Here is a 20,765-nt window from a genome sequence, read left to right on the forward strand (position 1 = left end):
GCCATCAGCAGCGGGACGACGGCGCTCGGCGCGGCGTCCCGGCCGTCCGGAGCTGCAACACCGGGTGGCGGGGAGCCGCGAAGCCGTACGACTCGTACAGCGCGGCCCCGTCCTCGGTGGCGTTGAGATTGACCACCGTGACTCCGGCCTCCTCGCGGAACCAGCCGAGCAGGGCGTCGAGGCAGACCCGGGCGTGCCCCAGCCGGCGCCGTCGGGGATCGGTGCTGACATTGGAGACGTGCCCCTGCAGACCGCTGAGGTTCGCCGGGCCCGGGGCGTGCGCGTCACACGTCCCGACCGCGCCGGCGACGACGCCGAGCACGGGGTTGTCGACCAGGAACGCGGCGAACTCGACGGGCCGGCGCAACCGGTCGGCGAACCACTGCGCGGAGGCCGCCCGCCACGGCGCGTCCGCGCCACCCGTCTCCACACCCATACCGTCCAGCATCAGCCCGCGCAGACGGACCAGGGCCGGCACGTCGTCGAGCGTGGCGCGACGGGCACGCACAACCGGCCCGTCACCGAGACCGGTGCCGGCCTCGCCGCGCGTCTCCCGGCGTTCGACAGGAGACGGGCTCATGATCGGCTCCACTTCCGCTCGTAGCGGGTCCGGGCCGCCCGCAGGCCGTATGCGTACAGGGCCAGCACCGTCGCCAGCAACAGGTAGTAGAGCGGCGGCAGCGCGCTCATGCCCAGCAGCCCACCGAGCGGGGTGAGCGGCAGCAGCAGGCCGACCACGGCGAGACCGCACGCGGCCACCCGCAGCGGCCCGCCGCCCCCACCGCCGGCGACTCGTCCGCCCGTACGGAGCAGCAGCATCACCAGGGCCTGGGTCAGCAGGTTCTCGGTGAACCACCCGGAGTGGAAGGCGTCCTGCCCGCCCGACGCCGCGGAACCGTGCAGGGCGACGGCCAGCACCGCGAACGTCGCCAGGTCGGCGGTGGCGTTCAGCAGACCGAAGCCCGTGATGAAGCGGAGGAAGTCGCGCGGACGCAGCACCGTGGGCCACCGCAGCACCGCGGAAGCGGGCCGGTCGAAGGCGAACGCGAGCTGCGCGACGTCGAAGCACAGGTTCTGCACCAGGACCTGCGCCGGAAGCATCGGCAGGAACGGCAGCATCAGCCCCGCGGCGAGCATCGCGATGACGTTGCCGAGGTTCGACGAGAGCGTGATGCGCAGATACGTGGCGATGTTCCCGCTGGAGTGCCGGCCCGCGGTGATCGCGTGAATGATGGCCGCGAGGTCCTTCTCGGCAAGAACCACATCCGCGGTCTCCCGCGCCACATCGACCGCGTTGCGCGGACAGATGCCGACATCCGCCGCGTGCATCGCGGGCAGATCGTTGACCCCGTCGCCGAGGAACCCGGTGGTCCGCCCGCCCGTGCGCAGAGCGGACACGATCCGTGCCTTGTGCTCCGGCGTGCAGCGCGCGAAGACCGTGACCCGGTCGGCGGCCTTTGCCAGCGCCTCGTCCGGCAGCGCGTCGATCCGGTCCGCGGACAGGACCTCGCCCGGGTCGAGGCCGAGATCCCGGCAGGCACGGGCGACGGTGCCGGGATCGTCGCCGGTGAGGACCTTGACCGCGATGCCGCGCCCCTTCAGCGCGTCGAGGGCATCCGCCGCGCTCGGTGTGAGCGCGTCCCGCAGAGTGACGAAGCCGAGAAAGGTCAGCCCCCTCTCGTCGGCCGTGGTGTACGGACGCGGCCTGGCCGGGCGCTCGGCGTGGGCCACGGCGAGCAGCCGCAGGCCGTTCGCGGTCTCGCGGGCGGCGAGTTCGCCCAGCCGGGTCCGTTCGGCCTCGTCCAGCGCACACCGTTCGAGCACCGCCTCGACGGCTCCCTTGGTCACGAGCGTGTGCACACCGAGCTTCCCGGGGCGGCGGACCACCGCGGTGGCGAGACGGCGCACCGGATCGAACGGCAGCGCGGCGACGCCGTCGTACGCGGACAGCGGTTCCTCCCGCTCCTCGGCCGCGTCCAGCACCGCCTCGTCGAGTGCGTCGGGGGCAGGCAGATCGGCCAGTTGCAGCGTCCACAGCGCGTTGACCGCGGCCCAGTGGAGCGCCGCCGGATCGGGACGGCCCGCAGCGTTCAGGGAGCTCTCCAGGACTGGCCGGTCCTGGGTGAGGGTTCCGGTCTTGTCCACGCACAGCACGTCGATCGCACCGAGGTCGTGCAGCGCGGGCAGCCGCTTGACGATCACCCCGTGGTTCCCGGCGAGCAGCGAAGCGCCCCTGGCCAGCGCCGTTGTCACGATCACCGGCAGCATTTCCGGCGTCAGCCCGACAGCCACCGCGACGGCGAACGGCAGCGTCTCCAGACCCCGGCCCCGCAGTGCCGCGTTGGCCATCAGCACCAGGGGCGGAGTGAGCAGCATGAAGCGGATCAGCGTCCAGGAGATCCCGTGCACAGAACGGTCGAAGGCACTGGTACCGCGGCGGCGAGCCGATCCGTCGTACGCGGCCGCGAACCTGGTCTTCGCGCCCGTCGCCGTCACCACCGCCGTACCGCTTCCGGACGCCACGCTGCTGCCCTGGAAACACAGCTCCGGCCGGGCGAACGGCCCTTCCTCGGCGTCGCTCCCGTCGCCGGCGGCGCGGAATCCCGGCGGAGTGTCCACGGGGCGCTTCGCGACCGGCACCGATTCGCCGGTGAGCGCCGACTGATGAACGGTCAGGCCACTGGCACGCAACAGCCGCACATCGGCGGGTACGAGATCACCCGGACCGAGCCGGATCACATCACCCGGCACCAGTTCCCCGACGGGCAGCTCACGGGCGTACGGCGTGGCATCCGCGTCCGTACGGCGCAGCACGGTCGCGGTGGTCGCCACCAGCTGCCGCAGCGCGGCCGTGGACCGGTCGGCCCGGTGCTCCTCCGCGGAACGCAGCAGACAGCTGACGACCACGAGCACGAGCGTCACGCACGCCGTGCCCCACGAGGCGACCGCCGCCGAGACCAGGCCGAGACACAGCAGGACCGAGGTGAACGGATCGCGCAGACTGCGCAGGAAACGGCGGGGCCAGGAGACCGGACGCCAGGCCGGCAGTGTGTTCTCGCCGTAGCGCGCCAGCCGCTCACCAGCCTGTTCCTCCAGCAACCCTCTCGGTCCGCTGTCCAGTGAACGCAGCACCTGGAGAGAGGTCGGTGCGGCAGCCGCGGTGTCGTGGGTGGCGCCTCGCCGGGCGGTCGCGGCCGCCAACGGCACGACGGCGGCGGAGGGGCCATCGGGGTCGTGGGTGCTGCCGGGACCTGCGGCGGCACTGCTCTCAGGCACCGAGCCCACGGAGGCGTGAGGACTGTGCGGGCGCCTGTCCGGCACGCTCCACGAGCTGGCCGACCATCAGCCGGACGACGGTCACCACATCGGGATCGTCGACCAGGTACACCTGGCGGCGGCCCTCGCGCCGGGACCGTACAAGCCCAGCCAGTTTGAGCTTCGTCAGATGCTGGCTCACCGAAGGAAGGGTGCCGCCCACCCGGTCCGCGAGTCCGGTCACATCGCTCTCACCCTGGGACAGGGCCCATACGATGTGCAACCGCGCGGGCGTCGCCAGCAGGCCGAAGGCCGCTGCGGCCTCCGCCAGTACCTCCGCGGGCGGATCCTCGAAACCGCCGTCGGCAGCTCTCGACACTCTTGCTCTCCCTGTCCGCGTGGCTCGATTCCTCGCACCCGAAGTCTTCAGTGTAGGCGCCGGAGAGATACGGTCCCCGGCGAGGACGGGCGGACTGCGGACCGGTCCGCGCGGCGAACGAGCCGGACCTGTCACATCACCATGCTCCTCCATCGCCCGATATGGGGCCCGGACCAAGCCACATGACGAAGGAGTGCTTGCCCCCGAGTGACCAGTGCGCAAGGCTTACGGCAACGGGGCACGGGGAACGTATGAGCGGGGAGGAGCGGGGAATGGCGCTGGACAGGGGACTCGACTGGCTCCTTGACGACCTGACGAGCAGGGTCGAATACATACGGCACGCGCTGGTGCTGTCGAACGACGGACTGGTGACCGGCGCGAGTACCGGGCTGGCCCGCGAGGACGCCGAGCATCTCGCCGCGGTCTCGTCCGGGCTGCACAGTCTGGCCCGCGGATCGGGCCGCCACTTCCGGGCCGGGAAGGCCCGCCAGACCATGGTGGAGTTCGACGAGGCACTCCTGTTCGTGACGGCGGCGGGGGACGGCAGCTGTCTTTGTGTGCTGAGCGAGGCGGAGGCCGATGTCGGCCAGGTCGCCTACGAGATGACACTGCTGGTCAACAGGGTCGGTGAACATCTGAGTGTCGCCGCGCGGCAGGCGGCGGGCGAGGGGGCCGACCGCCCCTGATCCGGTGATCAGGCCGCGGGGGTTGTCCACAGGCCGAGCGGATGGATTCTCTTCCGGGTTACGGTGCTCACAGAGAGTGACTGAGCCTCACGGGGGAGAGTGTCATGACTGTTGCTGAAGACGTGTGCATGCCCACCGCCGGCCCGACAGCGGTGGGCGAGCCCGCCGCAAGCGCGATGGCGGTGGGCACGGCAGCGGGGGAACTCGGCTTGAAACGCGGAGAGTTCGCGATCGCCGTACACCTGGGGCTGATCCGCCTGATGATGCCGCAGGGCGGTGGGCGGCCGAGGGTCGGCCGTGACGAGATCGAGCGGCTCCGGTCGCAGGACGGATTCCCCAAGACGCTGAGGGAGCGGGTGCGCACGGTCGGTACGGCAGAGGGTGCCCGGCGGCTCGGGATCAGTCCGGACCGCTTCACCAGGTTCGCCCGCGCGGGATGCCTCACACCCGTCACCTTCTACCTCAACCGGTACCGGGCGATCGTCTGGCTCTATCTCGCCGACGAGCTCGCGGGGTTCGCCGCCCGGGAACCGCAGCTTCTGACCGGCAGGAGTCCGGGCTGGCTGCGCGACCGGCTGGAGGGCGGTGCCGACTGCCGGGCGGGCAACTGGCGTTCACACCGGGTCGAACGGCTGTTGAGCCTCACGGAGGACCCGTGGGCCCGAGTGGCCGTGCTCGCGGACACGCTGGACCCGGTGCAGTTGGCGGAGGTGGTCGATGATCCGTACGAACGCGCGTACCTCGCCCGGCTCCGACCCGATCCTGCCTTCGGGCCGACCGGTCCGGTGTGGGCGCGGGAGACCATGGCGCATCTGATGAGAGCGGATGAGCCGGACGAGCTGTTGTGGCGGCGGGTGAACCTGATCATGGAGCTGGACAACGCCCGGGAGGTACGGCCGGCACCGCGTCCGGGCGGCGATCGGCGTGCCTTCCCGACTCCGGTGGGCGAGCGTGCGCCCGCCCCGGATTCTCGTGCCGATGCCGATGCCGATGCCGATGCCGATGCCGATGCCGATGCCGATGCCGACGTCAGGTCCGGGGCCAGGTCCGGTCCGGAGTGCGACCTCGTTCCTGGGGCCCCTTCTTCTGCCCCGCCGGGTCCATGCCCGGAGCCCGACCCCGTCCAGGCGCCGACGGGCGCAGCGGAAGCAGTGGTCGGCCTGCTTGCCCGGATCGGTCTGCGCAGGCGCACAAGCAGGAAGGCGGGCCGTCGGCAATCCCCGCCAAGGCGTGCGCCGTTCGCCGGGTGATGAGGATGATGCCCCTGGACGCACTCCGATGGTCGGGTGCCGGACGGAGGAAAAGAGCTCGCGGAGCGGTAGCGGCACCGGCATCCTGTCTCCATGCTGATCAGGGAAGCCACCACCGAGGACTGGCCCGCCATCTGGCCCTTCTTCCACGAAATCGTCGCAGCGGGCGAAACCTTCACCTACCCACTCGATCTCGGCGAAGGAGAGGCCCGCTCCTGGTGGCTCCTGGAGTCTCCCAACCGCACGGTCGTCGCGGTCGACGACGACGGGACCGTCCTCGGCACCGCCAAGATGAACACCAACCACATGGGCAATGGCTCGCACATCGCGAGTGCCAGTTACATGGTCGACCCCAAGCATTCGGGTCAGGGCGTCGGCCGGGCCCTGTGCGAGTACACCCTGGACTGGGCTCGCACGTCGGGCTTCCGTGCCATGCAGTTCAACGCGGTGGTCGAGACCAACGTCCACGCCGTCAGGCTCTACCGCTCGCTCGGATTCGAGATCCTCGGAACGCTCCCGGAGGGATTCGACCACCCGCAACGGGGCTTCGTCGGGCTGCACATCATGCACTGCCGCCTCTGACAACGGCATCGCCGCTCGCTCTGCAGTCCGTAGTGTGTCCGTCATGTCCGAAGCCGTGGTGATGTGTGGGCAGTTGCTGCCGCAGGTGCCTCGTGGGGTGGGTGCGGGAGGTGTCGGCGAGGGCAGTACTCTGCGCCCCACCGCCATTCGGGCGATGAAACACATGCGGAGGAAGAATCCATGACCATACCCAGGAGATCGTTGCGTGCTGCGGGAACGCTCGCAGCCGCCGCGGTCGTCGGCCTGACCGGCGCGGTGCTCACCGCCGGCCCGGCCGCAGCCCACACCCCCACCTGGGCCGTGACCTGCTCCGAGGTGAGCCTTGACCTGACCGCCTACAACAGCAAGGTCACCAACCAGGTGACCGTCACTGTCGACGGCAAGGACCTCCTGCCCACCGAGTCCTTCGGCAGGGAGTTCCACAAGAAGCTGGAGCTGCCCAAGCACGACAAGGAGCTCACGGTCCACCTCGTCGTCAAGGCCGGCGACGGTGACAACTTCTCGCGCGACGAGACCAAGTCGGCACCCGTGTGCGAGGACGCCACCACCCCGCCGCCCGCTCCGTCCGCGGGCACCCCGTCGTCGGCACCCTCCACCGAGCCGCCGACCGCGAGTACCAAGCCCAGCGAGGAGCCCTCGACGTCCGCGCCCGCCGTGGCCACCCCGAGCCCGAGCTCGCCGGACCTGGCCGAGACGGGTTCCTCGTCCGCCACCCCGGTCATCGCCGGAGCGGCCGTGGCCGTGCTGCTGGCGGGCGGCGGCATCATGTGGTCCGTGCGCAAGCGCCGTACCGTACAGCACTGACGCATGAGCCGGTGGTCCTGACACAGGCTGTGCCGGGACCACCGGTCGTGTCCGTGCCGCCGCACGCCCGGCGCGTGCGGCGGCACGGACTTCGATACGCCATCACACCTGCTGCCCGGCCGGCCGGGCAGCGACGACGGGCGGCCCCGAGGGCCCGATCTCGCACCAGACCGCCTTGCCCTCGCCGCGAGGCTCGATGCCCCAGCGCGTGGCGACGGCATCCAGCAGCAGCAGCCCCCGGCCCGATGTCGCGGTTTCGCCCGGACTGCGCCGTCTCGGCCAGGCACTGGAGCGGTCCTGGACGGAGAGGCGGACCCGCCGGACCGGTTCCGGCAGCACCTCCAGCGTGAGGACCGCGCCGCCCTCCGTGTGCAGCAGGACGTTCACCAGCAGTTCCCCGGTCACCAGCTCGGCGTCGTCGGCGAGTTCGGCCATGTCCCAGTCGGTCAGGGCCTGGCGCACGATGTTCCGGGCGTCGGAAAGGCCCTCGGGGTCCGCCTGGTGAACGTACTGGTGCAGCCGCGGTGCCCTTGGCGAACCGGGGTCCGGGCTGCGCCGAAGGACCAGCAGAGCCACATCGTCCCCCGAACCCCAACGCTCCCAGAGCCGGTCCGAGAGATGGTCGGCCAGCGCCTGGGCGCTCTCCGGCCCCGCGCTCACCTCATGGATCAAGGCCTGCAACCCCGTATCGATGTCGGCGCCCGGCTCTTCCACCAGTCCATCGGTGTACAGAACCAGCGTCTCGCCCGGAACCAGGTCCAGCCGGGTCTCCGGGAACTCCTCGTCCTCGAAGTCGGTCGAGATGCCCAGCGGCATTCCGCCGCGCACCTGGGGGCTGCCGACCCGCCCGTCCATGTGCCGGATCAGCGGGCCCAGATGTCCGGCGCGGACCACACGCACCGTGCCCGACGCGAGATCGACCTGGGCGTACGTACAGGTCGCGAAGCGGTCCGTGTCCAGCTCGGCGAGGAAGCGCGAGGCCCGGGCCAGTACCGTCGAGGGAGGGTGCCCCTCGCCGGCGTACGCGCGCAGGGCGATGCGCAACTGGCCCATGATGGCGGCGGCGTGCGTGTCGTGCCCCTGTACGTCACCGACCACGATCCCGAACCGGTCCTTGGGCAGCGCGATCACGTCGTACCAGTCACCGCCGACCTGACGTCCGCTCCAGGCGGCGTGGTAGCGCACGGCGATCTCGCCGCCCTCGATCTCCTGGATCCGCCGCGGCAGCATCGCGGCCTGGAGCCCGGTGGCGAATTCGCGCTCCTCGTCGAAGAGCTTCGCGCGCTGGAGGGACTGCGCCACGATGGCGGCCAGCCCCAGACACAGATTGCGCTCGTCCGCGTTGAAGGACGTGTTCTCGCGGTAGAAGAGCGCCAGTGTGCCGAGGGGACGGGCCTGGGCCACGAGCGGCAGATAGGCGGCGGCCCGGAACCTCAGCCGGCCGGCTGAGGGGGCCAGCACCGGGTAGCGGTGGGTGAGAGCCGAGACCGAGGTCAGGAAGCGGGGCCGGCCGCTGAGTACGGTGTCCGCCAGGGGGAACCGCCGGTCCAGCCCGGCGTCCCCGAGTCCGTCGACCGCCTCCGCCGAGTCGCCGCTCAGGGCGATGACGCTCAGCGTGGTGTTCTCCACCAGGGCCAGCGAGAGACCGTCCGCCCCGAGCCGGGCGAGCCCGCCCGGTCCGGTGAGCGCAGCGGTGACGTCGTCTACGGTCACCGCACGTGACAGCGCGCTCGTTGTGCGTTCAACGATGCTGGTCTGTCGCTGCCGCCGCTTTTCCAGATCGAGCACGAAGGCCGAATGGGTGACTTCCGCGGTGGCGTCCTGAACCACCCCGACGATCCGGTGCGCCCGGCCGTCGTCGGCGCGCAGTATCCGTGCCTGGATGTGGGTCCACTGCTCCCTGCCGTTGTCCATCGGCACCCGGAAATGGACGCTGTACGAACTGCGACCGCTCTTGATCGCCTCGTCGATCGCCACATCGAGACGGTTCCGCTCCGACTGTTCCAGGCGGGCGAGTACGGTTTCGGGCCGTGAATCGAAGGCCTGCGGATCGAGGCCGAACACCAGCAGCCCGGCATCGTCCATGTCGAGCGTCCCCGCCTCCACATCCCACTCGAAGCTCCCCATCCGGTTCATGGCAAGCCGCTGAGCCGTCGCGATCTCGCCGTTGTGCGTCTTCTCGATCAGCGGGCGAGGCGGGACGGAGGTGCTCGGTTGCTGGTCGTGATCGGTCATTCCTGCTCCGGAGGTCGCCGGGCGGGGCTGCCGGGCGGCGCGGCCCGTACGGGGTGACTCAATTGTCGAGCCGCTTCCAGCAGGTTGCCACAGCGGAAACCCGGCGAAATCCGGCCGGAAGACGGGATCGGGCGGGCCGTGCGGACTCCGGACCCTGCTGTTCCTACGCCGGCCCCGCCCCGCAGAATGGCAGCGGAAGATCGTCCGCGATCGGCGGTCGATACGGCACAGGGGCTGACCGGAGCGCATCCATGAACCACGAAGATCCAGTTCTGCTGCACACCGAAGGACGCGTCCGGCACATCACGCTGAACCGCCCACGTGCCCTCAACGCGCTGAATCACGCCATGGTGGCGCGCCTCACCGAAGCACTCGCCGAAGCCGAGCACGACGACTCGGTCATCGCGGTCCTGATCACCGGGGCGGGCGAGCGGGGACTCTGCGCGGGCGGCGACATCCGGTCCATCTACGAGGACGCCCGGGCCGGCGGCAGCGAGTCGATGGACTTCTGGCGCGACGAATACCGGCTCAACGCCCGCATTGCCCGATTCCCCAAGCCCTACGTCGCGATCATGGACGGCATCGTGATGGGCGGCGGCGTAGGAGTCTCGGCCCACGGTGACGTGCGTATCGTCACCGAGCGCTCCCGGATCGCCATGCCCGAGACCGGCATCGGATTCGTCCCCGACGTCGGCGGCACCCACCTGCTCGGTGCGGCGCCCGGTGAGCTGGGCACCCACCTGGCGCTCACCGCGGAAGCGGTCGGCGCGGGCGATGCGCTGCTGTGCGGCCTCGCCGACCACTTCGTACCCTCGCGGCGGCTCGCCGAACTCACCGCGGACCTGGCCGGCTGCGGCACCGCCGCCGAAATCGAGGAGACGGTGCTGCGGTACGCCTCACCGGCACCGGAGGGTGAACTGGCCGCACACCGCGAGTGGATCGACGCCTGCTACGGGGCGGCCTCGGTGGAGGAGATCGTCGAGCGGCTCGACAACAGCGGTGTTCCTGCCGCCAAGCAGGCCGCCGAAACCATCCTGACCAAGTCGCCCACCTCGCTCAAGGTGACTCTCTCGGCTCTGCGCAGGGCGCGCCGGATCGGCAGCCTGGAGGCGGTGCTCGACCAGGAGTACCGGACTTCGTGCACCGCCTTCACCAGGCCCGACTTCGTGGAGGGCGTGCGCGCCCGGATCATCGACAAGGACCGCGACCCGCGGTGGAGCCCGGCGGCTCTCGCCGGGGTCGCCGACGCCGATGTCGCACTCTTCTTCGCCCCGCTCGGCGACCGCGAACTCGGCCTGGCCACCACCTCCGGATCGACGGACTGAGTCGCACCCGGAGGGGCGGCGGTCGCACTCGGAGGGGCGGCGGTCGCACTCGGAGGGGCGGCGGTCGCACTCGGAGGGGCGGCGGGCCACGTTCGGGAATCAGAGGTCGTTCGGCCCGTCGACCGTGCGGAACGGGACGCCGAGCAGGTCGGCCGCGGCCCTGAGGTCCTTGGCGCGATGGCCGGTGCACAGCGTCCAGTGGTGACCGATGCCGGTCGCGGACCAGGCATCGGTCCACTCGCCCGGGTCGAAACCGAAGTCGACCCGCGAGGTGGTGTTGCCGATCTCCAGCAGCGGCCCGGGCACCACCTCGCCCTCGGAGGCGATGAAGGTGAGGGTCCCGTCGGCCTCCTGCCCGACGCCGAACGTGGTGACCGGTCCGTGCCTGACGTCGAATTCCACGCTCACGCCCCACCCGCGTTTGCCGTGGTAGACGCCGAGTCCGCGCAACAGCGGATCCTCGGCGCTGATGGCGAGGTGGGCCGGACCGTCGTGGCCCATCTCCACCACCCGGTCCCGGAAATTGAGGGCCTGGAGTTCGGTGAAGGAGCCTCCGGCGCCGATGGTGTCGGCGATCAGCATGGCGAGGCTGGTGCGAAGCTCGTACTCACCCGCCATCGGGATGCCGCGCGCGGTCAGCAGCGACGCGCCGAGGATCATGCCGGCGCCGAGCCGCTCGTGGATCTCGCCCTCCAGACCGCGGTGGTAGTAGGCGAGACTGTCGAGGGCGAAGTCCTCCACGAGCCGGTCCAGCCCGACCGACACGCGGGCGGCCCACGCGAGATCGTTCTCGTCGACCGAGTCGTCGAGGGTGAAGACCTTGCGCGCGAGCGCGACCCGTTCGGCGGCCGCCTCATCCGTGACGGCGGCGACCCGGATCCGCAGGTCGTCGAATTCGAGGACTTCGACATGCCCGCCGAACTGGGTGGAGACCAGCGTCATGTCGGTGGAGACGTCGAGCATGCCGGGGTAGAGGTGGCCCATCAGGCCGTGCCGGCCGTGGCGCAGTGCCGCGCGGACCTGAGCGGCACGGATCCAGCGGCGGATCCGGTTCCACGCGTTCTCGTCGCGCAGATGGCCCGAGACGGAGCGGAAGGGGATGCCGCCGCGCCGGAACACATTGGCGATCTCCGGCAGCGGGCACTGCCCGCAGTACGCCAGCCACTTGCCCGTATCGGTGTCCGGGTGGTCCATCGCCTCGGTCGGCTGGAGATCGATGACCAGCACCGGAGCGTGCGCCCGCTGGGCGATCGGCAGCACCATCGACGCGGTCAGATACGTCGTCAGAAACGTCACGACGATGTCGCAGTCGGCCGAGCGGAGCCGTTCCGCGGCCGTCGCCGCCTCCTGCGGATCGGAGATGAAACCGGCGTCGACGACCTCACAGCCCATCTCCTCGAACCGGCCGGTCACGAAGCGGGCCGACTCCCGCAGCCGGTCGAGAAGACCGGGGAACTGCGGCCAGTACGCACCGAGTCCGCCGGACACCAGACCGATCCGGGTACGACGGCGCGCGGTACGGGCGAGCACACCGTCGAGCGCGGCGGGCGGGACATCAGTCATGAGTTTCCTTCCTTCGGTTCCGTCGGAGACCCGGGATTCCCGGAGGGGTGCCCGGTTCTCCGACGAGGGCAGGGGCCGCACCGGCTCAGCCCGGGTCCAGCCTCGCGGCCGCCCGGTCCCAGACCCGCCGGTCGCACTGCGGGGTGTAGTGGCGCAACTCCTGGGTCCGTGCCACCAGTTGTCGCATGGACGTGAGGTCGCCCGCCAGTCCATGGGCGCGCGCCTGCAGCAGGATGTTGCCCAGCGCGGTCGCCTCCGCCGGGCCGGCCGTGACGGGCAGCCCCGTGGCATCAGCGGTCCACTGGCAGAGGAGTTCATTGCGTGAACCCCCGCCGACAAGGTGGATCCGGCTCAGCTCCCGCCCCGCGAGGGAGGCGGCCTGCCACAGCGTCCTGCGATGGGCCAGCGCCAGGCTCTCCAGTACACACCGGACATAGCCTCCCGGCCCGTCGGGCGGGACCTGCCCGGTCCGTACGAGATGGGCGTCGATCCGCGACGGCATGTCACCCGGCGCGAGAAACGCCTCGTCGTCAGGATCGATCACCGCGGCGAACGGCCGGGCCCGGGCCGCCGAAGCGAGCAGCTCGGCCAGGCCCGGTGCGACACCCCGCAGGTCCCAGGTCCGGCGGCACTCCTCCAGCAGCCACATGCCCATGATGTTGCGGAGATAGCGCACGGTACCGTCCACCCCGCGCTCGTTGGTGAAGCCGGCCGCGCGGGACTCCTCCGTCAGTACCGGAGCCGCCAGCTCCAGTCCGGCCAGCGACCACGTACCGCAGGAGACGTAGGCGAACCCCGGCTCGGTGGCGGGCACCGCCGCGACCGCCGACGCCGTGTCGTGCGAGGCCACGGCCGTCACCGGTGTCCCGGACGGCAGCCCCGTGTACTCGGCGACATGCGGCAGCAGCTCTCCCGCCGAGTCACCCGGCTCACGCAGGGGCGGGAACCAGGAGCGCTCCAGGCCCAGCCTGCCGATCAGCTCGTCGGACCAGGTGCCGGCCGACGCGTCGAACAGACCGGTCGTCGACGCATTGGTGATCTCCGCCCCCACCGTGCCGGTCAGCCAGTTCGTCAGCAGATCGGGGATGAGGAGCATCGTCCGAGCCGAATCCCACTGGGCACTCGTACGGTGCGCGGCCAGCTGGAACACGGTGTTGAACGGCAGATACTGCAAGCCTCCGACTGCATACAGCTCCTGCGCCCCGCACACCGCCAGCACCTGCTCGGCCGCCGTTCCGTTCCGGCTGTCGCGGTAGTGGAAGGGCAGCCCGAGCAGGGCCCCGTCGGCATCGAGAAGGCCGTAGTCGACCGCCCATGTGTCGATGCCGATCGAGGTGATCGGACCGCCTCGCGCGGCTGACCGCAGACCGTCCAGCATCCCCTGGTACAGCGCGAGCACGTCCCACCGCAGCCCGTCCGGCAGCCGCACCGGCGTATTGGCGAACCGGCGCACCTCGGTCAGCGTGAGCCTTTCCGGCCCGGCCAGGCCGGTGATCACCCTCCCGCTGGTGGCACCGAGGTCCACGGCGGCGAAGGTCGCGTCGCTCTGTGACGTCACGGACATGACCATCTCATCCGGTGGATCGCGGAACACCGAGGCGCCCCGCAGGCTCGCCCCGGCACATCCGTCCAGGGCATCGCCGCGACAGGGCTCATCGGAGGAAGGCCGCCGCCACGCCGGCGTCGACGGGAACATGGAGGCCGGTCGTGTGTGTGAGATCCCCGCCGGTCAGCGCGAAGACGGCGTTGGCCACATGCTCCGGGAGCACCTCGCGCTTCAGGATGGTCCGCTGGGCGTAGAACTCGCCGAGCTTCTCCTCCTCGATGCCGTACGTCGCCGCACGCTGGGCGCCCCAGCCGGCCGCGAAGATTCCCGAACCCCGCACCACACCGTCGGGATTGACACCGTTGACGCGGATGCCGTGCTCGCCCAGTTCGGCGGCGAGCAGCCGCACCTGATGCGCCTGATCGGCCTTGGTGGCCGAGTAGGCGATGTTGTTCGGACCCGCGAACACCGCGTTCTTCGACGCGATGTAGACGATGTCGCCACCGAGGTTCTGCACCGCCATCATCCGCGCGGCCTCGCGCGACACCAGGAACGAGCCGCGCGCCATGATGTCGTGCTGGAGATCCCAGTCCCGGGCCGTCGTTTCGAGCAGCGGCCTGGAGATGGAGATCCCGGCGTTGTTCACCACGAGATCCACGCCGCCGAAGGCGAGCGCGGCGGCCCGGAACGCGGCGGCGATCTCCTCCTCACTGGTCACGTCGACCGTCACGGCGAGCGCCTTGTCCGCCCCGCCGAGATCCTCCGCCACCGAGGAGGCGTTGGCCGCGTCGATGTCCGCGACGACGACACAGGCTCCCTCCGCGACCAGCCGGTGTGCGATGGCCTTGCCGATGCCGGACCCCGCGCCCGTGACCAGCGCCACCCGGGTGGCCAGCGGCTTGGCCTTCGGCATCCGGCGCAGCTTGGCCTCCTCCAGCTCCCAGTACTCGATCCGGAACTTCTCGGACTCCTCGATCGGTGCGTACGAGGAGACGGCCTCCGCACCACGCATCACATTGATGGCATTGAGGTAGAACTCCCCGGCGACCCTGGCGGTCTGCTTGTCCTTGCCGAAGGAGAACATGCCGACCCCGGGCACCAGCACGATCGCAGGGTCCGCACCGCGCATCGCGGGGGAGTCCGGCGCGGCGTGACGCTCGTAGTACGCGCGATACGCCTCCCGGTACTCCTCGTGCAGCTCCTTCAACCGTGCCACCGCCTCGTCCAGCGGGGCGTCCGAGGGCAGGTCGAGGACGAGAGGCCTGACCTTCGTACGAAGGAAGTGGTCCGGACAGGAGGTGCCGAGGGCGGCGAGCCTCGGGTGTTCGGCACGGGCGAGGAAGTCGAGCACCGGCCCGGTGTCGGTGAAGTGCCCCACCTGCGGACGGTCGGTGGAGGCCAGACCGCGGATCAGCGGGGCGAGCGCGGCCGCGCGCTCGCGGCGCCGCTCCTCGGGAAGCGGCTCACGGCCCGCCCACTCGCGGCCGAAGGGTTCGGCCCTGCCCCGTTCCTGGAGGAAGGTCTCGGCGGTGCGGATCATCCACAGGGCGTTGCGCTCGCACTCCTCGGACGTCTCGCCCCAGGCCGTGATGCCGTGCCCGCCGAGGATCACCCCGACGGCCCGGGGGTTGGCCTCCTTGACCGCGGCGATGTCCAGACCCAGTTGGAATCCCGGCCTGCGCCAGTCCACCCAGGCCACCTTGTCGCCGAAACACGCCGCGGTCAGCTTCTCGCCGTCGGTGGCGCACGCCAGCGCGATCCCCGAGTCCGGATGCAGATGGTCGACGTGTGCGGCCTCGACCAGGGCATGCATCGCCGTGTCGATGGACGGGGCCGCACCGCCCTTGCCGTGCAGGCAGTAGTCGAAAGCGGCAACCATCTCGTCCTCGCGTTCCACCCCGGGGTACACGCTCTTGAGGGCGCGCACCCGGTCCAGGCGCAGCACGGCGAGCCCGGACTCGGTGAGCGTGCCGAGATCGCCACCCGAACCCTTGACCCACAGCAGTTCGGTGTCGTCACCCGTGACCGGGTCGGAGCCGCCGGCCTTGACCGAGGTGTTGCCACCGGCGTAGTTGGTGTTCCGGGCGTCGGAGCCGATCCGGTGGGCGCGTTCCAGGAGCGCGGCGACTTCGGGATGCGTCGCGGAGGTCATGAGTTTCCTTCGTGGTCGGGGGTCCGTCTGAACCGGTCGATGGTCGTACGGGGGAGGGGAGCCCTGGGCTCAGGCGCCCCAGCCGGCCTGATCGCCACCGACCCGGGCGGCGGCGATCCGCTCCTGATTGCCCGAGGCCAGATAGGCGGCGAACGGATCCCCCGCCAGGCCGAGTTCCTCCCGCACCTCGGCCAGCAGCGGACGCACATCGGTGTTGTACGCGTCCATCAGGGCGCCGTTCGCGGCCAGCACATCGCCGGACTGCTGCGCGGCACCCAGCGCCGCCATGTCGACCAGCAGCGCCTTGGCGGTCGCTTCCTGCACATTGGCGACCGACCGGATCACGGCGGGGATCTTCGCCTCGATGTTGTGGCACTGGTCGAGCATGAAGTTGACGTTCGTCTCGGCCTTCAGACCGTCGTTCCTGACCACCTCGTGCATGATCCGGAACAGCTGGAACGGGTCGGCGGCCCCCGCCATCAGGTCGTCGTCCGCGTAGAACCGCGAGTTGAAGTCGAAGGCACCGAGCTTCCCCGCGCGCAGCAGGGAGGCCACGATGAACTCGATGTTGGTGCCCGGCGCGTGATGCCCGGTGTCCACGACCACCTGGGCCTTCGGGCCGAGCCGCAGACAGTGCGCGTACGCCGTGCCCCAGTCGGGAACGTCGGTCGCGTAGAACGCGGGCTCGAAGAGCTTGTACTCCAGCAGCATCCGCTGGTCGTCGCCCAGCCGCTCGTACACCTCGGCCAGTGCGTCGGCGAGCCGGTCCTGGCGAGCGGTGATGTCGTCCTGTCCGGGGTAGTTCGTGCCGTCGGAGAACCAGAGCTTGAGATCGGGGGACCCGGTCTCGTCCATGATGCCGACGCATTCCAGCAGATGGTCGGTGGCCTTCCGGCGCACCTTCGGATCGGGGTGGGTGACCGAACCGAGCTTGTAGTCGTCGTCCTGGAACACGTTGGAGTTGATCGCTCCGATCCGCAGCCCGAGCCCCTCGGCGTGCCGGGTCAGCGCGGCGTAGTCCTCGACCCTGTCCCACGGAATGTGCAAGGACACCTTCGGCGCCACACCCGTGAACGCGTGCACCTGGGCCGCGTCCTCCATCTTCTCGAACGGGTCGCGCGGCACCCCTGGTTGCGCGAACACCTTGAAACGCGTCCCCGAGTTCCCGTACCCCCACGAGGGCGTTTCGATGACCTGGGACTTCAGAGCTGCCTTGACGGCCGACACATCAGACATGAACACCTCGTAAGCAGAGTCATCCAGCGACCGGAGACCGTTCGGATGTGTGAATCGTTTCATCTGGACCGTACGCTAGGTTTGCCATGAGCTTCCAGTCAAGGCGCTGGTCGGGTTCTCTTGGCGGGTTGAATCAATTCATCGCGGGAGTGCCCGGCCTGACGAGCCGTTCGGTGCATGGTGGCGCATCGGGGCGGCGGGGTGAAGAGGGCCCGCGTGGGGGCCGACCGGTGCGATCCCGGCCGGCCGTGTCGGGCTGCCGGGAGCACCCTGCGATCGCGGTGGCGCCCGCACGGCCCGTCGGTTCAGCGGCCGCCGACGGACATGCCCGGCTGCAGCGAGCTCACCAGGTCGAAGAACCGTGACTCGTTGCCGCAGAGGCCGGCCCGGCGGAGGGCGCCGTCGGCCTCGGCGATCGGAGAGGCGAGCAGGGGCACGTACAAGGGACCGTCGTCGGGATCCGCGAGCGCGGCGCGGGTGGCCTCCAGCAGTCGGACGTACGCCTGGGCCGCGGCGAGTTCGTCATTGCGCATCTCAGCATCTCCCGGTCAGAGGTGTCGGACCCACCAGCATTCCCCATGGGTCTGACAATGCCGGTCGACGGCGGCGCCGGGCGGCCTGTCATCCGCCGTCCGGTCCCCGTGCCCCGGTCGGCGGTTCGACCTCCAGGAATCTTCGGCCCCGCGCTCCCCGGTACAGCAGCACCGTCCAGCCCAACTCCCGCAGCACCGCCGAGCACCGGGTCAGCCCCGCCTCCTCCGAACGGGATGCCCCGCTGCCGGGCGGACCGAGCCACTCGACCCGGACACCGCCCGGTGCCTCGCCCTGCCGCAAGCGGTATCCGACCGCCGTCCGCAGCCCCGATCCGTCGACGGCCGAAGGGGCCAGGCCCGATGACTCCAGGGCGATGGCGACCGCCCGTACCGGCCGGAGCACTTCCCATCGCGCCGGTACACGCCGCGGGTCGGCGTGTCCGGTGTTCGTCAGCCGACGGATCTGCAGCATTCCCTCGAACGCCGTCCGCACGGAAGCGGAGCGTCTCGTGTCCGGCTCCGGAGCCCTCGGACCGTCCCCGGTCGCCGGTTCGAAACCGGCCCCGTTCCCGGTGTCCATCAGTGTCCCCCTTCGGCCGCGCCGTACCGCTGCCAGTGTGCGTCGTGCCACTGACAGCGGCTCTGGCGCCGGGCATGGGCGGCCTCCTCAGCCGCCGAGCACCTTGCCCGGGTTGAGGATGCCGTGCGGGTCCAGTGCCGCTTTCACCGCGTGATGCATGCCCAGCACCGCGGAACCCAGCTCCTTGTTCATGCCGCGCATCTTCAGCAGCCCCACCCCGTGCTCACCCGTCACCGTGCCTCCGAGGGCGATCGCGTCGTCGAGGATGTCCTCGAAGGCCGACTGGGCGCGGGCGCGCGCGGCTTCGTCGCCGGGCGCCGTGATGATCAGCGGGTGCAGGTTCCCGTCCCCGGCATGGGCGATGTTGGCCACCAGGATGTCGTGCCGGGCCGCCGTCCTCTCGATCCGGGCCAGCATCTCGGGCACCGCGGTCCTGGGCACGCACACGTCCTCGGTGAGGACCGGACCGAGCCGTTCCAGCGCCGGGTAGGCGAGCCGGCGCGCCTGGAACAGCGCATCGGCCTCCTGTTGGTCCGTGGAGACCGCGGCCCAGGTGGCCCCGGCCCGCTCGAAGCACTCCCGTACCAGCTCGGCCTCGGCGTCGCCCTCGGCGCCCGGTGTGTCGACCCGTCCCAGCAGCACCACGTCCGCGTCGGCGGAGAGCCCCATCTTCTTCCAGGCGTCGACGGCCGCGAGACAATGACGGTCGACCAGTTCGAGGGCCGAGGGAATCACGCCCGACACGGTCACGGCACTCACCGCCTCACCGGCGGCCACCACCGACGAGAAGTATCCGGCCACGGTCCGTTCCTGCGGGCGTGCCGGACGCAGCCGCACCGTGATCTCCGTGATCACGCCGAGGGTGCCCTCGGAACCGACCATCAGCCCGGCCAGGTCGTATCCCGCCACGCCCTTGGCGGTGCGCCGGCCGAGCGGGACGACCTCGCCGAGCCCGTTGACCACTTCGAGACCGAGCACATAGTCGCGGGTCACTCCGTACTTGACGCAGCACATGCCCCCGGCATTGGTGGCGACGTTCCCGCCGATCGTCGACCAGGGCGAGCTGGCCGGATCCGGCGGATACCAGAGCCCGTGCTCCGCGCCCGCCGCCCGCAGATCGTCGTTGACCACCCCCGGCTGGACGACGGCCAGCCGCTCCGCCGGTCGATGCGGACGATGCGGTTCATGTCCTCGAAGGACACGACGAGCGCCCCGTCCACGGCGTTCGCACCGCCCGAAAGGCCGGTGCCCGCGCCGCGCGGCACCAGCGCAATGCGGTGGGCGAGACAGTGCCGGACCACATCCCGGACCTCTTCGGTGCTCTGCGGACGCACCACGGCCAGGGGCGTTCCGTACGGGGCCCACTCGGCCTCGTCGTGCTGATACCGGGCGAGGCCGGCCGGATCGGTCAGTACCCGCCGGGCAGGGATGTCGTCGACTGCTGCGTTCGCCACGTCCGTGGCCACCTCCCACTGCAAAGATGTATTACCCATCATCATTGCGCGTGGGATCCCGGACCGGACCGGAGCCCCCGCTCCGACCCGCCGGACAGGTGGCCGAAGGATGCCCCGCGGCGAGGGATCCACGGCCGACCAGTACTGCGATGATCATGAAATTAACGCGAACGGGTGTCGGATCCCGATAGGGTCGACCGTCCGACAATTCCGTACCCAGAGGATCCACGCACCGTGCCCGACAACGTCCAAGGCCCCGGCACCGACCGTGCCGCGCTGCGCGCCGACTGCGCGAACTGCTTCGGGCTGTGCTGCGTAGCACTCACCCTGACACGGTCCGCGGACTTCGCGATCGACAAGGACGCCGGGAAGCCCTGCCGGAACCTCCAGGAGGACTTCCGCTGCGGCATCCACACCGAGCTGCGGACCCGGGGCTTCCCCGGTTGCACGGTGTACGACTGCTTCGGGGCGGGCCAGAAGGTCTCCGGCGAGACCTTCCACGGACAGGACTGGCGCGGCGCCCCGCGGACCGCCCGGCAGATGTTCCAGGTGTTCCCGGTCATGCGGCAGCTCCACGAACTGCTCTGGTACCTCACGGAAGCGCTGTCCCTGGAAGCGGCGCGCTCCCTCCACCACGAGATCCGGCGCGCACTCGACGAGACGGAACGCCTCACCCACCTCCCGGCGGACGCCTTCCACGAACTGGACGTGGCCGGGCACCGCGACGTCGTGGCCGAGCTGCTGCGCCGTGTCGGCGCGCTGGTACGAGCTACGGCGCCGCGCAGGAAGAAGCGCGATCACCGGGGCGCAGACCTCATCGGAGCCCGGCTCAGGGGTGCCGATCTGCGGGGCGCCGACCTGCGTGGCGCGTATCTGATCGCAGCGGACCTCACCGGTGCCGATCTGCGCCTGGCCGACCTGATAGGTGCGGACTTCCGGGACGCGGACCTGTCCGGCGCCGACCTCACGACGAGCCTCTTCCTCACCCGGTCCCAGCTCAACGCCGCCGGGGGAGACGCCGCGACGAAACTCCCGCCGTCCCTCGACCGCCCCACGCACTGGGCGCGGTGAACTCCGGCCCGGAGGCGACCACCGACCGATGACCCGTGCCGCGCGACCCACGGTCGCGGGCCGGTCCGGACGCACCCCGGGAATCGGCCGGTGCGTCGGGGCACTGCGGACGTG

General features: G+C 70.7%; 16 protein-coding genes and 1 pseudogene. 6 read left to right on the forward strand and 11 right to left on the reverse strand.

All coding sequences use genetic code 11. From position 1 onward, the window contains the following. Positions 1 to 4: 4 nt before the first annotated feature. From ACGF8B_RS24240 to ACGF8B_RS24250, 3 genes are read right to left on the reverse strand one after another with little or no spacing between them, the layout of a single operon-like run. A complete protein-coding gene (locus ACGF8B_RS24240) occupies positions 5 to 580 on the reverse strand; it encodes a GNAT family N-acetyltransferase (protein ID WP_392742164.1) in 576 nt (191 codons plus the stop codon). Continuing rightward, entirely contained in the window at positions 577 to 3,276 is a 2,700-nt protein-coding gene (gene mgtA, locus ACGF8B_RS24245) for a magnesium-translocating P-type ATPase (protein WP_392742167.1), read from the reverse strand. The genes ACGF8B_RS24240 and mgtA overlap by 4 nt, the downstream gene beginning before the upstream one ends. Continuing rightward, positions 3,269 to 3,634, reverse strand: a complete 366-nt coding sequence (locus ACGF8B_RS24250) for an ArsR/SmtB family transcription factor (RefSeq protein ID WP_392742169.1) — start codon at positions 3,632 to 3,634, stop codon at positions 3,269 to 3,271. Before ACGF8B_RS24250 ends, mgtA begins: the two co-directional genes overlap by 8 nt. A gap of 272 nt (positions 3,635 to 3,906) precedes the next feature. Here ACGF8B_RS24250 and ACGF8B_RS24255 point away from each other — a divergent pair, with 272 nt between their 5' ends. The 4 genes from ACGF8B_RS24255 (at position 3,907) to ACGF8B_RS24270 (ending at position 6,956) form a co-directional block, all read left to right on the forward strand. Beyond that, on the forward strand, positions 3,907 to 4,320 hold the full coding sequence (locus ACGF8B_RS24255) for a roadblock/LC7 domain-containing protein (RefSeq protein ID WP_392742172.1): 414 nt from the start codon (positions 3,907 to 3,909) through the stop codon (positions 4,318 to 4,320). Between the two features lie 104 nt (positions 4,321 to 4,424). Then, entirely contained in the window at positions 4,425 to 5,570 is a 1,146-nt protein-coding gene (locus ACGF8B_RS24260) for a DUF6397 family protein (protein WP_392742175.1), read from the forward strand. Between the two features lie 93 nt (positions 5,571 to 5,663). Continuing rightward, entirely contained in the window at positions 5,664 to 6,152 is a 489-nt protein-coding gene (locus ACGF8B_RS24265) for a GNAT family N-acetyltransferase (protein WP_392742178.1), read from the forward strand. A 180-nt stretch (positions 6,153 to 6,332) separates the two neighbouring features. After that, complete coding sequence (locus ACGF8B_RS24270; protein WP_392742180.1) at positions 6,333 to 6,956, forward strand: LAETG motif-containing sortase-dependent surface protein; 624 nt, start codon at positions 6,333 to 6,335, stop codon at positions 6,954 to 6,956. A 102-nt stretch (positions 6,957 to 7,058) separates the two neighbouring features. Here the strand turns inward: ACGF8B_RS24270 and ACGF8B_RS24275 are convergent, their stop codons facing one another. Next, the gene (locus tag ACGF8B_RS24275) at positions 7,059 to 9,191 is read right to left on the reverse strand and encodes a SpoIIE family protein phosphatase (protein ID WP_392742183.1); all 2,133 of its coding nucleotides are present in this window, start codon (positions 9,189 to 9,191) and stop codon (positions 7,059 to 7,061) included. Positions 9,192 to 9,442: 251 nt separating this feature from the next. Here ACGF8B_RS24275 and ACGF8B_RS24280 point away from each other — a divergent pair, with 251 nt between their 5' ends. Beyond that, positions 9,443 to 10,516, forward strand: a complete 1,074-nt coding sequence (locus tag ACGF8B_RS24280) for an enoyl-CoA hydratase/isomerase family protein (protein WP_392742185.1) — start codon at positions 9,443 to 9,445, stop codon at positions 10,514 to 10,516. Between the two features lie 99 nt (positions 10,517 to 10,615). Here ACGF8B_RS24280 and ACGF8B_RS24285 read toward each other — a convergent pair whose 3' ends face one another. The 7 genes and pseudogenes from ACGF8B_RS24285 to ACGF8B_RS24315 all read right to left on the reverse strand — a co-directional run bounded on the left by ACGF8B_RS24285 (position 10,616) and on the right by ACGF8B_RS24315 (position 19,580). Next, positions 10,616 to 12,079 (reverse strand): arabinose isomerase, encoded by a 1,464-nt coding sequence (locus ACGF8B_RS24285; RefSeq protein ID WP_392742188.1) that lies wholly within the window; start codon positions 12,077 to 12,079, stop codon positions 10,616 to 10,618. An 85-nt stretch (positions 12,080 to 12,164) separates the two neighbouring features. Then, positions 12,165 to 13,643, reverse strand: a complete 1,479-nt coding sequence (locus ACGF8B_RS24290; protein WP_392742192.1) for a rhamnulokinase family protein — start codon at positions 13,641 to 13,643, stop codon at positions 12,165 to 12,167. Between the two features lie 88 nt (positions 13,644 to 13,731). Further along, positions 13,732 to 15,777, reverse strand: a complete 2,046-nt coding sequence (locus ACGF8B_RS24295) for a bifunctional aldolase/short-chain dehydrogenase (RefSeq protein ID WP_392742194.1) — start codon at positions 15,775 to 15,777, stop codon at positions 13,732 to 13,734. A gap of 69 nt (positions 15,778 to 15,846) precedes the next feature. Then, entirely contained in the window at positions 15,847 to 17,013 is a 1,167-nt protein-coding gene (gene rhaI, locus ACGF8B_RS24300; protein WP_392742197.1) for an L-rhamnose isomerase, read from the reverse strand. Positions 17,014 to 17,318: 305 nt separating this feature from the next. After that, positions 17,319 to 17,546 (reverse strand): hypothetical protein, encoded by a 228-nt coding sequence (locus ACGF8B_RS24305; protein ID WP_266920213.1) that lies wholly within the window; start codon positions 17,544 to 17,546, stop codon positions 17,319 to 17,321. Positions 17,547 to 17,634: 88 nt separating this feature from the next. Continuing rightward, positions 17,635 to 18,126: a hypothetical protein gene (locus tag ACGF8B_RS24310; protein ID WP_392742199.1), complete on the reverse strand. Its 492-nt coding sequence runs from the start codon at positions 18,124 to 18,126 to the stop codon at positions 17,635 to 17,637. Between the two features lie 87 nt (positions 18,127 to 18,213). Further along, a pseudogene (locus tag ACGF8B_RS24315) lies at positions 18,214 to 19,580 on the reverse strand (FAD-binding oxidoreductase). A 234-nt stretch (positions 19,581 to 19,814) separates the two neighbouring features. On the opposite strand from ACGF8B_RS24315, the gene ACGF8B_RS24320 reads away from it, so the two are divergent. Continuing rightward, a complete protein-coding gene (locus tag ACGF8B_RS24320; RefSeq protein WP_392742201.1) occupies positions 19,815 to 20,651 on the forward strand; it encodes a pentapeptide repeat-containing protein in 837 nt (278 codons plus the stop codon). The last annotated feature ends 114 nt before the right edge of the window (positions 20,652 to 20,765 follow it).

Source organism: Streptomyces sp. NPDC047917, from assembly GCF_043204345.1.
Lineage (GTDB): Bacteria > Actinomycetota > Actinomycetes > Streptomycetales > Streptomycetaceae > Streptomyces > Streptomyces sanglieri.